Below are 12,759 nucleotides of genomic sequence, written 5' to 3' on the forward strand. Positions count from 1 at the left end.
AGAGGCAGACTATCCAACGGAAAAAAAGGTCGAATTATTAATAAAGAAGTTACTATCACAAGACTATACCATCGCCATATGTAGTACCGTCATAAGTGGTGACATAGTTGCATTACTAGCTAAACACAATATAAAAGTTATTTCATTAATACATGAATTGCCGCATTTAATACAACAGTACTCTGCCGAGGGGAAAGCGAGAAACATTGCCCAGTTTGCTTACAAAATTGTCTTCCCTTCACAGTACGTGTATGAAAAATTCCGTACAATCACCCAATTAGATCATCAAAAATGTCACATCCTCCCTCAAGGCTTGTTTAACCACAATCCTTATAAGAACAATATTGCAAAAGCTAGAAGCGAATTACGAAAAAAACACAACCTGCCTCTAGATAGCAAAATCATTTTGGGAGTAGGTTTTGCTGATCATCGGAAAGGGATAGATTTATTCTCACTTATTGCTTACTCAGTAAGAAAAGTTCATACGAATATTCATTTTATCTGGGTCGGGAGAACGGATGTTCATTTCTTTAACACACTATCCCCAAGATATACAGCACATTTCACATTAGTTGAGCCTACTCCAGATATCGGTTTATATAACGCCGGGGCTGATTTATATTTATTAACTTCAAGAGAAGATCCTTTTCCAAACGTTGTTTTAGAAGCATTAGATACAAAAGTCCCTGTTATAGGGTTTAAAAACGCTGGAGGTTTTGAAGATGTTGTTACGGAACAAACTGGCGCCTTAGTAGACTTTTTAAATTTACCGCAGGTGCTGGAAAGAATATATGAATTTATTGGAGATGAAGACTTACGATTACAAAAAGGACGCTTTGGCCAAGAGCTTATTGAAAAAGATTTCAACTTTCTTCATTACATTTATCAACTGTTAAACCTACTTGATCATAATTACAAAAAAATAAGCGTAATCATACCAAACTATAATTACGAAAAATACTTACCTGACCGAGTTAAATCCATATTAAACCAAACCTATCCCCTTTACGAACTAATTTTCCTAGACGATGCCTCTACTGACAATAGCGTATCTATATTTGAACAGCTGCTCTCAAACGAAAATAAGCCTCACCTAAAAGTTCAGCAGATTATTAATGATACAAACTCTGGTTCTGTATTTAAACAATGGATAAAAGGCGTCTCTGCAGCAACCGGTGATTATATTTGGATTGCAGAGGCTGATGACTTATGTGATCAGACATTTTTAGAAGAAGTAATACAAGGGTTTCATATAAATAATAATGTTACCTTAAGCTACACACAATCAAAACAAATAGATGAACAGGGAAATATCCTGGCCAATCATTATTTGGATTACACAAATGATATTGATAAAGAAAAATGGCAGCGTCCTTATTTCCGAAAAGGGATAGATGAAATACAAGATACGTTACTTATCAAAAACACGATACCTAATGCCTCAAGTGTAGTTTTTAAAAACATAGACATGAAAACAACAGCAAAACAATTAGAAAAGTTTAAAGTAGCTGGTGATTGGTTTTTCTATGTTTCTATTCTTAAAGAGGGTAACATTTATTTCAATCCAAAACCGATAAACTATCATAGACGACATACAAATAGCGTAACGAGAACAGAAGATTCATATTCCCATTACAGTGAAGTTGTACAAATGCAGAATTTCATTAAAGAAACCTTTACTATCGACGACATTTCAAAAAAGAAAATGTACACATATAGAAAGTATCTTAAAGCATATTTGAAGATTGAATGATATATTTTCTTCGCCATCAGTATCTCTTGTAAGACGTTACTATCATTTAAGGGGGGTTAATCATTGAAAGAATTTATAGAAGTAAATAAAGATTTGCTTTCTCAAATTGCACACAACTACAATGTAAATGCAAGTATCCATCCAGAGGATCATATCTTTCAATTCCTTGTCACTAATCCAGTCTTCCCATCTAAAAAAGAAGCGATAGATTATTATTTTCAAGATGGGAGAAAATCCGCAGAAACACTCTTAGATTTAATTACTTCCTTTTATCCTCCTATAGACACTCCAATAAAATTATTAGAATTCGCATCCGGATATGGCTGCGTAACACGTCATTTATTAAACCTACAAACGAACTTAAGTATAACTACCTGTGATATACATGAAGAGGCTATTACTTTTATTGAAAACGCATTAAATACTTCTTCTATCTTATCTCACCCTGAACCTGAACAAGTAAAATTGGCCTCGTCTACGTATGATATCGTCTTTTGTCTATCCTTTTTTTCTCATATGCCTGATACAACTTGGTTTCGTTGGCTTCAAACATTGTATAATGCTGTTTCTCCTGAAGGCTTACTCATTTTCACAACTCATGGTTATCAAAGTACAAAGTACTTCAGCTTTCCAGATTTAAATAAACAGGGTTATTGGTTTCTCCCTTCTAGTGAACAATTAGATTTAGATGTTCATCAATACGGGCAAACGATCGTTAGTCCCTCTTACGTATGTGACAAAATTAAATTATTACCCTATAACCCTGTCATCAAAAAATACACTGAAGGTTTTTGGTGGGAACATCAAGACCTTTGGGTAATAAAAAAAGAAATAAAATAATAAACCACGCTCTACTGATACAAAAGTAGGGCATGGCTTATTATTTTTTACTATATAAGAACTCTTCAATCCATAGCTTATTTAATCTAATTCCACTTTTGAAATCTATTTTCGGTTCCCAATTACATTCTCGTCTTACTCTATCTATATTTAAAATGATTTTTTGAACATTTTCTTGCCTTTGTTTATAGCAGGTAAAGTCCACTTTTCTTTCCGTTAATTTCTCCAATTCTACTATAATTCGTTTTAAAGAGAGACCCTTGCCGCTCCCTATGTTATACACACAAGATTTCAAACAATTTAATTGTGATAGTTGTATAGTGATTTCAACTAAATCATCGATATAAATATAATCTCGAATAATCTCTTGTGGATTCCCATATATATTAATCTTTTCATTACTGAGATGCTGATACAAAAAACAATTTATTGCCCCAACTTTCTTTAAAGGATTTTGATATTTTCCATATGGATTAGAATATCTACATACAACATAGTCAATTCCGTATTTTTTCTTATAAAAGTACAAGTAATTTTCAAGCGACACTTTTGTTATTCCATAAGGAGAAAGTGGTTTTAATGGATGTTCCTCATCAATAGGTAAATATTCCGGTTCACCGTAAACCGTGCCTCCAGAAGATGCTAATACAATTTTTTTAACAGGAAAATTTTTAACACTTTCCATGAAGTTAAGAAAAAAAAAGCTACTGTTTATATCTCCGAAAACATCTTCAATTGAAGTTGCTACATTAGACGTTGCAGCTAAATAAATAATAACATCCACATTCACTAAAGCTTTATATATATCTTCAACATTTGCTAAATCACCTTTAATAAATTCAACATCACTTATAATATTTTGAGGAAAATTATTTATATGTCTGGAAAATACTTTTACATTTTGACCTTGTTTCAATAAACCTAATGCGAGGTTAATACCAATGAAACTATTTCCACCTACTATTAAATAATTATTCTTCCTCATAATATCCTCTCTAGTAATAAGATTTTTGCTTATCACACCTAGAAATGCAACTAAATGAACTTGGTCACCTCTATTATTCATTCTCTTATAATTGTATGCCCCTTATAAATTTTCATTATCTTTATTTTATATTTTCCTTTTAGAATCTCTATCTTATTTAAGCTGACCGCAAAAAACACTCATACTATTTACTCATTCCCATGAATATATTGGATTAGTAAAAACTTCCCTTCTCCATAAATAAAAATTTCAAAAAGGAGGACTACATGTATGAAGAGTGTAAATCAAGAGCTTTTAAATCATGTAATCCTACATAAAGATCGAATCCCACATTTCCATAAAGACTTTCCACTTATACTATTCTGGAGCCATAGAAGCGGATGTACCGCCTTAGCTAATTGGTTCTTTTTTCAAATTGGATTGTTTAATGAAGCAAAGAAATACCATGACTTTATTCATTACTATGAATTCTGGGTGTATAAAAACAACACTAACTACATACCAGAGTTACAAAATGGGCTTCTAACAGCAAATAAAGATGTTTGTAAACTTGTACGGAATCCCTACAAAAGGGCCGTCAGCTCATTTTTATTACTTGCTGACAATCCATATGCTAGCCCTCAATGGGAAAATATCCGCCACTATTTGTATAATGACAAATATAGTAACCGTGGAGTATCATTTAAACAATTTTTATATTACATTCGAGCATTGGGTTCAAATTCCCTAGCAATGGACATACATTTTAGTCAGCAATACGTTCCAGGTGAAGAAAATTTTATCCAATACTATATTCCTTTAGAAGATTTTAATACACAAATCACCAAGATAGAACACACGTACGATTTGATTAAATCCAATTTAGCGCTTCTTACAAATTCAGATCATCATCGGGCTCATAAGATGCTTTATACAGGAAGCTATGCAGAACTCAGCATTACAGATGCCACCTTCCCTCGCTTTCCAACATATGAAAGCTTTTATGATGAAGAAACAATGGCGTTAGTTACAGAAATATATGCACAAGACTTTGAAATGTATCCGTACACAAAAGGGATATTCTAAGTCGATACATTCTTCAATGAATAAAAGCGAATGTATCGCATAGCATAAAGTGAAACTTTAATTAGCGAGGGGTTCTCTCCCGCTAATTATTCCATTCTACCAATCTCACTTTTATGGGTTCCCTAATTTCCACCCACTCTCTTTGATTTCACTGATTGTTGACGTGTGTGTCATATGCATTTTTTTACACAGGAGTGATGTCATGTGGAAGGTAATTTGAAGCACAATAATGGATATTGCGTTATTTGTGAGAAGGAAACTACATTTATAGAGCAGAATGATTGGCTTAGAGATCATTACTTATGTTCTACATGCCACTCTATACCAAGGCAGCGAGCTATAATCCATGTTTTAAATACATTTTTTCCCAAATGGGGTTCCTATCATATCCACGAATCCTCTCCTGGGGGAATTACAACTCAGCTACTTATAAAAAACTGCAAAAACTATACTTATTCTCAATACTTTAAAAACTATCCTCTCGGCCAATACTTTCAAGGAATTAGATGTGAGAACTTAGAAGATATGACTTTCCAAAATGAATCTTTTGATTTGTTCATTACTCAAGATGTCTTTGAACATGTAATGGAGCCAAACAAAGCCCTTAAAGAAATAGAGCGTGTATTAAAGCCTGGCGGTACTCATGTGTTTACTGTCCCTTGGTATCATACACTCACAAAGACTTTACAAAGAGCAAGAATCAATAAAGAAGGAATCGAATATATTGCGGAGCCAATTTATCATGGTAATCCTATTGATGAGAACGGGTCTTTAGTAACATTTGATTGGGGTCAAGATATGATTGAATATATTTATACACATGCAAATATGTATACCATTGTTTATTTACAAAAGGATAGATCACTGGGGTTAGATGCTGAATTTCTACACGTTTTTATTAGTAAAAAACACGAAAATAATTTTTAGGTACTATATAATTTGGAGGTTAACAAATGAATAACTTCAAGTTAGGAAATGATTTTGATAACCTTGTTAGCCCGCTTTCTGATGTTGAACTTCTAAATCTATTTATACAAAGTTGCTCACAAACAAAGATAAACGGCATCCCAGTACCTATGTTCCCCCCTGAAGAAATTCAACAACAGTTTGTAGGTGCTTCCTATGAACATGCTCTTTATGAAGCATATTTGTTTTATAGCCATGTCAAAACATATGCCCAAAACTTAGGTGTTCCCTTGAATAACGAACGTAAAATTTTAGATTTTGGTTGCGGATGGGGAAGAATTATACGTTTCTTTTTCAAAGATGTTCGCCATAAAAATTTACTTGGTATTGATGTAGATCCTGCAATGATTAACCTTTGCAACGAAACGTTAGGAAGAGGTAGGTATAAAGTAGCTCCCCCACAACCTCCTGTAGAATTTATTAATGACAATTCATTAGATATCATATTCGCTTATTCTGTATTCTCACATTTATCCGAAGAAACAGCAGAAAATTGGATAAAGGAATTTTCAAGAATTCTTCGTCCAGGTGGCATCTTCATCGCCACAACACAAGCACGCTATTTTCTCGATTTCTGCCAACAATTCAAGGAACACCCTGAATTAATTCAAACCGGGTGGCATAAAACTTTATCTCAAGCGTTTCCAGATATAAATCGTGCTATCTCGGATTATGAAAGCGGCAATTTTGTCCACAGCCCTACGGGAGCTGGAGACGTTAGAAATAGTAGCTTCTATGGAGAAACCGTTATACCTAGAACTTATATTAAAAATCACTATGAGAAGTATTTAAAGCTACGGGATTTTTTTGATGATACAAACCGGTTACCCCAAGCTCTATTTGTTCTCCAAAAAGATTAACTCTTTTCGCTCATTGTATAATGAAGACCATTTTGTATCTCAGCCGTATATATTAAATCATCAAAGATTTCCATATCAAGCAAACTGTACAAAAGAATTCATTATGCAGCATAAACACAGTAAGTAAATAACATATCTCATACTTTAACTAGATTCGAAAAATCAAAAGTAACTTCCCACCACTTGAACTACGAACAACATAAGGGGGATATATCTTGAAAATAATCGCTTTTTACTTACCACAGTTTCATCAAATAAAAGAAAATGACCGATGGTGGGGGAAAGGGTTTACTGAATGGACAAATACTAAAAGTGCACGACCTTTATTTTCAGGACATTACCAACCTAGAGAACCTTATCAAGATTTTTATTATGACTTAACCACCCCATCCGTAAGAAAATGGCAAGCAGAAATCGCCAAAGCTCATGGCATATATGGTTTTTGTTATTACCATTACTGGTTTAAAGGGAAGAGGTTATTGGAGGCACCCTTTAATGAGGTACTTAAGACGGGCGAACCAGATTTTCCATTTTGCCTTTCTTGGGCAAATGAACCGTGGACGAAAACTTGGGATGGTCTTGATAGTCACATATTAATGCCTCAAAATTATGGAGAATTATCGGATTGGAAAGAACACTTTGAGTATTTATTGCAAGCTTTCCAAGATGAGAGATATATCCGTATAGACGATAAACCACTATTCATTATTTATCGTCCCGGGCATATCCCTCATTGTGAACAAATGCTTCATTATTGGAATACACTCGCACAAGAAAATGGTTTGAAAGGTATATACTTTGCAGAAACATTAAACAGCTTTCCACTTCCTAATATAAATGGATTTGATGCTAGCATTGAATTCGAGCCTTTTTATACAATTGCTCATGATAGCTCTTCAGACATAAATAAGACAATATATGAGTCTGGTAAACAAATAAACGCTTGGGATTATGATAAAGTGTGGATGTATATACTAAAACGATCTCCTCCAGAGAAAAAAACATTTCCTGGTGCCTTTGTTGACTGGGACAATACAGCACGCCGCAAAGACTTAAATAGCAGCATCTTCCTAGGTTCTACCCCTAAGAAGTTCACGATATATTTAAGCAAACAAATCCAGCGTACCTATTCTCTTTACAACAGCGAGTTTTTATTTATTAATGCGTGGAATGAATGGGCAGAAGGTACTTACTTAGAACCAGATAAAAGGCATGGATTCGCCTATTTAGAAGGAGTTAAGCAGGCAATTAACAGAGGTATGAAAGCATACAAAAAAGACGAGTCATTCTGACTCGTCTTAAAGTTGCTTGGCGACGTCCTACTCTCACAGGGACAAGGTCCCAACTACCATCGGCGCTAGAGAGCTTAACTTCCGTGTTCGGTATGGGAACGGGTGTGACCTCTCTGCCATCATCACCAAACTATGAAGGCATATTCCTTCAAAACTAGATAACATTGCTTCATATTATATGGTTAAGTCCTCGATCTATTAGTATTCGTCAGCTCCACATGTCACCATGCTTCCACCTCGAACCTATCAACCTGATCATCTTTCAGGGATCTTACTAGCTTACGCTATGGGAAATCTCATCTTGAGGGGGGCTTCATGCTTAGATGCTTTCAGCACTTATCCCTTCCGCACATAGCTACCCAGCTATGCCCTTGGCAGAACAACTGGTACACCAGCGGTGCGTCCATCCCGGTCCTCTCGTACTAAGGACAGCTCCTCTCAAATTTCCTACGCCCACGACGGATAGGGACCGAACTGTCTCACGACGTTCTGAACCCAGCTCGCGTACCGCTTTAATGGGCGAACAGCCCAACCCTTGGGACCGACTACAGCCCCAGGATGCGATGAGCCGACATCGAGGTGCCAAACCTCCCCGTCGATGTGGACTCTTGGGGGAGATAAGCCTGTTATCCCCGGGGTAGCTTTTATCCGTTGAGCGATGGCCCTTCCATGCGGAACCACCGGATCACTAAGCCCGACTTTCGTCCCTGCTCGACTTGTAGGTCTCGCAGTCAAGCTCCCTTATGCCTTTGCACTCTACGAATGATTTCCAACCATTCTGAGGGAACCTTTGGGCGCCTCCGTTACACTTTAGGAGGCGACCGCCCCAGTCAAACTGCCCACCTGACACTGTCTCCCGGGTCGATAAGACCCGTAGGTTAGAATTTCAATACATTCAGGGCGGTATCCCACCAGCGCCTCCACCGAAGCTAGCGCTCCGGTTTCAATGGCTCCCGCCTATCCTGTACAAAATGTACCAAAATTCAATATCAGGCTACAGTAAAGCTCCACGGGGTCTTTCCGTCCTGTCGCGGGTAACCTGCATCTTCACAGGTACTATAATTTCACCGAGTCTCTGGTTGAGACAGTGCCCAAATCGTTACACCTTTCGTGCGGGTCGGAACTTACCCGACAAGGAATTTCGCTACCTTAGGACCGTTATAGTTACGGCCGCCGTTTACTGGGGCTTCAGTTCAGAGCTTCGCTTACGCTAACCCCTCTCCTTAACCTTCCAGCACCGGGCAGGTGTCAGCCCCTATACTTCGCCTTACGGCTTCGCAGAGACCTGTGTTTTTGCTAAACAGTCGCTTGGGCCTATTCACTGCGGCTTTCCGTTAAGAAAGCACCCCTTCTCCCGAAGTTACGGGGTCATTTTGCCGAGTTCCTTAACCAGAGTTCTCTCGCACACCTTAGGATTCTCTCCTCGCCTACCTGTGTCGGTTTGCGGTACAGGCACCTTTTATCTCGCTAGAAGCTTTTCTTGGCAGCGGGGAATCAAAGACTTCGCTCCATAAGGAGCTTCCCCATCACAGCTCAGCCTTCACGATAAGCGGATTTGCCTACTTATCAGCCTAACTGCTTGGACGTGCACAACCAATCGCACGCTTCTTCTATCCTTCTGCGTCCCTCCATTGCTCAAACGATAAAGAGGTGGTACAGGAATATCAACCTGTTGTCCATCGCCTACGCCTGTCGGCCTCGGCTTAGGTCCTGACTAACCCTGAGCGGACGAGCCTTCCTCAGGAAACCTTAGGCATTCGGTGGACGGGATTCTCACCCGTCTTTCGCTACTCATACCGGCATTCTCACTTCTAAGCGCTCCACCAGTCCTTCCGGTCTGACTTCACTGCACTTAGAACGCTCCCCTACCACTGATACCATTGGTATCAATTCGCAGCTTCGGTGGTGTATTTAGCCCCGGTACATTTTCGGCGCAGAGTCACTCGACTAGTGAGCTATTACGCACTCTTTAAATGGTGGCTGCTTCTAAGCCAACATCCTAGTTGTCTAAGCAACTCCACATCCTTTTCCACTTAATACACACTTTGGGACCTTAGCTGGCGATCTGGGCTGTTTCCCTCTTGACTACGGATCTTATCACTCGCAGTCTGACTCCTAAGGATAAGTCATTGGCATTCGGAGTTTGACTGAATTCGGTAATCCGATGAGGACCCCTAGTTCAATCAGTGCTCTACCTCCAAGACTCTTACACTTAAGGCTAGCCCTAAAGCTATTTCGGGGAGAACCAGCTATCTCCAGGTTCGATTGGAATTTCTCCGCTACCCACACCTCATCCCCGCACTTTTCAACGTGCGTGGGTTCGGGCCTCCATTCAGTGTTACCTGAACTTCACCCTGGACATGGGTAGATCACCTGGTTTCGGGTCTACGACCACGTACTAAACGCCCTATTCAGACTCGCTTTCGCTGCGGCTCCGCCTCTTCAGCTTAACCTCGCACGGGATCGTAACTCGCCGGTTCATTCTACAAAAGGCACGCCATCACCCATTAACGGGCTCTGACTATTTGTAGGCACACGGTTTCAGGATCTCTTTCACTCCCCTTCCGGGGTGCTTTTCACCTTTCCCTCACGGTACTGGTTCACTATCGATCACTAGGGAGTATTTAGCCTTGGGAGATGGTCCTCCCAGATTCCGACGGAATTTCACGTGTTCCGCCGTACTCAGGATACATTCAAGAGAGAACGAAGTTTCGACTACGGGGTTGTTACCCTCTACGACGGACCTTTCCAGGTCGCTTCGTCTACCTCGTTCCTTTGTAACTCCGTATAGAATGTCCTACAACCCCAAGAGGCAAGCCTCTTGGTTTGGGCTATGTTCCGTTTCGCTCGCCGCTACTCAGGAAATCGCATTTGCTTTCTCTTCCTCCAGGTACTTAGATGTTTCAGTTCCCTGGGTCTGTCTTCCTTACCCTATGTATTCAGGTAAGGATACCATACCATTACGTATGGTGGGTTTCCCCATTCGGAAATCTTCGGATCAAAGCTTACTTACAGCTCCCCGAAGCATATCGGCGTTAGTCCCGTCCTTCATCGACTCCTAGTGTCAAGGCATCCACCGTGCGCCCTTTCTAACTTAACCAAACTAAAATTAAAAAAATATGAGCTACACTGTTATCTAGTTTTCAAAGAACATACATTTATATATGAGAGATAGTTCTCTCAAAACTGAACAAAACGAAACACGGAAACTTATATTGATGAACAGCGTTCATCAATTCTCCATAGAAAGGAGGTGATCCAGCCGCACCTTCCGATACGGCTACCTTGTTACGACTTCACCCCAATCATCTGTCCCACCTTAGGCGGCTGGCTCCATAAAGGTTACCCCACCGACTTCGGGTGTTACAAACTCTCGTGGTGTGACGGGCGGTGTGTACAAGGCCCGGGAACGTATTCACCGCGGCATGCTGATCCGCGATTACTAGCGATTCCAGCTTCATGTAGGCGAGTTGCAGCCTACAATCCGAACTGAGAACGGTTTTATGAGATTAGCTCCACCTCGCGGTCTTGCAGCTCTTTGTACCGTCCATTGTAGCACGTGTGTAGCCCAGGTCATAAGGGGCATGATGATTTGACGTCATCCCCACCTTCCTCCGGTTTGTCACCGGCAGTCACCTTAGAGTGCCCAACTTAATGATGGCAACTAAGATCAAGGGTTGCGCTCGTTGCGGGACTTAACCCAACATCTCACGACACGAGCTGACGACAACCATGCACCACCTGTCACTCTGCTCCCGAAGGAGAAGCCCTATCTCTAGGATTTTCAGAGGATGTCAAGACCTGGTAAGGTTCTTCGCGTTGCTTCGAATTAAACCACATGCTCCACCGCTTGTGCGGGCCCCCGTCAATTCCTTTGAGTTTCAGCCTTGCGGCCGTACTCCCCAGGCGGAGTGCTTAATGCGTTAACTTCAGCACTAAAGGGCGGAAACCCTCTAACACTTAGCACTCATCGTTTACGGCGTGGACTACCAGGGTATCTAATCCTGTTTGCTCCCCACGCTTTCGCGCCTCAGTGTCAGTTACAGACCAGAAAGTCGCCTTCGCCACTGGTGTTCCTCCATATCTCTACGCATTTCACCGCTACACATGGAATTCCACTTTCCTCTTCTGCACTCAAGTCTCCCAGTTTCCAATGACCCTCCACGGTTGAGCCGTGGGCTTTCACATCAGACTTAAGAAACCACCTGCGCGCGCTTTACGCCCAATAATTCCGGATAACGCTTGCCACCTACGTATTACCGCGGCTGCTGGCACGTAGTTAGCCGTGGCTTTCTGGTTAGGTACCGTCAAGGTGCCAGCTTATTCAACTAGCACTTGTTCTTCCCTAACAACAGAGTTTTACGACCCGAAAGCCTTCATCACTCACGCGGCGTTGCTCCGTCAGACTTTCGTCCATTGCGGAAGATTCCCTACTGCTGCCTCCCGTAGGAGTCTGGGCCGTGTCTCAGTCCCAGTGTGGCCGATCACCCTCTCAGGTCGGCTACGCATCGTTGCCTTGGTGAGCCGTTACCTCACCAACTAGCTAATGCGACGCGGGTCCATCCATAAGTGACAGCCGAAGCCGCCTTTCAATTTCGAACCATGCAGTTCAAAATGTTATCCGGTATTAGCCCCGGTTTCCCGGAGTTATCCCAGTCTTATGGGCAGGTTACCCACGTGTTACTCACCCGTCCGCCGCTAACTTCTTGAGAGCAAGCTCTCAATCCATTCGCTCGACTTGCATGTATTAGGCACGCCGCCAGCGTTCATCCTGAGCCAGGATCAAACTCTCCAATAAAGTTAGTTTGTCTAGCATCTAAAAATAAAAATTGACGTTTCACGTTGTTTGTTTCGTTCAGTTTTCAAAGAACTACTCGGTCGCTCATTTGCGACTCCCTTATGTTAACATCTTCATGTTTCAATGTCAACTAAGTTTTCCATTTCGTTTGCCGCGTTCTGCGTTATTGCATCGGCGACTTGTTCTATATTACACCTCTA

Annotated in this window: 7 protein-coding genes and 3 rRNA genes (1 of these 10 only partly in view); 6 read left to right on the forward strand and 4 right to left on the reverse strand. The window is 40.5% G+C overall.

Annotated features, from left to right (window positions below; genetic code table 11):
- Nucleotides 1–1,753 carry the 3' portion of a glycosyltransferase gene (locus QEP67_RS26295; RefSeq protein ID WP_000558380.1) on the forward strand. The gene continues 182 nt to the left of window position 1, outside the view, so the window shows 1,753 of its 1,935 coding nt (coding positions 183–1,935); its start codon lies off the left edge, out of view; the stop codon is at nucleotides 1,751–1,753.
- 63 nt (nucleotides 1,754–1,816) lie between these two features.
- The gene (locus QEP67_RS26300) at nucleotides 1,817–2,593 is read left to right on the forward strand and encodes a class I SAM-dependent methyltransferase (RefSeq protein ID WP_000657510.1); all 777 of its coding nucleotides are present in this window, start codon (nucleotides 1,817–1,819) and stop codon (nucleotides 2,591–2,593) included.
- A 40-nt stretch (nucleotides 2,594–2,633) separates the two neighbouring features.
- Here QEP67_RS26300 and QEP67_RS26305 read toward each other — a convergent pair whose 3' ends face one another.
- Nucleotides 2,634–3,578: an NAD-dependent epimerase/dehydratase family protein gene (locus QEP67_RS26305; protein WP_002108867.1), complete on the reverse strand. Its 945-nt coding sequence runs from the start codon at nucleotides 3,576–3,578 to the stop codon at nucleotides 2,634–2,636.
- A gap of 270 nt (nucleotides 3,579–3,848) precedes the next feature.
- On the opposite strand from QEP67_RS26305, the gene QEP67_RS26310 reads away from it, so the two are divergent.
- The 4 genes from QEP67_RS26310 to QEP67_RS26325 all read left to right on the forward strand — a co-directional run bounded on the left by QEP67_RS26310 (nucleotide 3,849) and on the right by QEP67_RS26325 (nucleotide 7,761).
- A complete protein-coding gene (locus QEP67_RS26310) occupies nucleotides 3,849–4,643 on the forward strand; it encodes a sulfotransferase family 2 domain-containing protein (RefSeq protein ID WP_064460162.1) in 795 nt (264 codons plus the stop codon).
- 204 nt (nucleotides 4,644–4,847) lie between these two features.
- Nucleotides 4,848–5,570 (forward strand): class I SAM-dependent methyltransferase, encoded by a 723-nt coding sequence (locus QEP67_RS26315; protein ID WP_353706478.1) that lies wholly within the window; start codon nucleotides 4,848–4,850, stop codon nucleotides 5,568–5,570.
- A gap of 26 nt (nucleotides 5,571–5,596) precedes the next feature.
- Nucleotides 5,597–6,469: a class I SAM-dependent methyltransferase gene (locus tag QEP67_RS26320; RefSeq protein ID WP_001058687.1), complete on the forward strand. Its 873-nt coding sequence runs from the start codon at nucleotides 5,597–5,599 to the stop codon at nucleotides 6,467–6,469.
- Between the two features lie 215 nt (nucleotides 6,470–6,684).
- On the forward strand, nucleotides 6,685–7,761 hold the full coding sequence (locus QEP67_RS26325) for a glycoside hydrolase family 99-like domain-containing protein (protein ID WP_088091152.1): 1,077 nt from the start codon (nucleotides 6,685–6,687) through the stop codon (nucleotides 7,759–7,761).
- Between the two features lie 14 nt (nucleotides 7,762–7,775).
- Here the strand turns inward: QEP67_RS26325 and rrf are convergent.
- From rrf to QEP67_RS26340, 3 genes are all read right to left on the reverse strand, one after another.
- Nucleotides 7,776–7,891 (reverse strand): 5S ribosomal RNA (rrf, locus tag QEP67_RS26330).
- Between the two features lie 48 nt (nucleotides 7,892–7,939).
- A 23S ribosomal RNA gene (locus QEP67_RS26335) occupies nucleotides 7,940–10,861 on the reverse strand.
- A 146-nt stretch (nucleotides 10,862–11,007) separates the two neighbouring features.
- Nucleotides 11,008–12,559, reverse strand: a 16S ribosomal RNA gene (locus tag QEP67_RS26340).
- Together the 16S, 23S and 5S rRNA genes form the textbook arrangement of a ribosomal RNA operon.
- Nucleotides 12,560–12,759: the final 200 nt, after the last annotated feature.

Source organism: Bacillus cereus group sp. MS39 (assembly GCF_040448665.1).
GTDB lineage: Bacteria > Bacillota > Bacilli > Bacillales > Bacillaceae_G > Bacillus_A > Bacillus_A wiedmannii.

What these genes read in the sequence shown, in the direction of transcription:
- QEP67_RS26305 (WP_002108867.1), bottom strand. Translation starts at nt 3,578, where the DNA reads ATGAGGAAGAATAATTATTTAATAGTAGGTGGAAATAGTTTCATTGGT.
- QEP67_RS26310 (WP_064460162.1), top strand. Translation starts at nt 3,849, where the DNA reads ATGAAGAGTGTAAATCAAGAGCTTTTAAATCATGTAATCCTACATAAA.
- QEP67_RS26320 (WP_001058687.1), top strand. Translation starts at nt 5,597, where the DNA reads ATGAATAACTTCAAGTTAGGAAATGATTTTGATAACCTTGTTAGCCCG.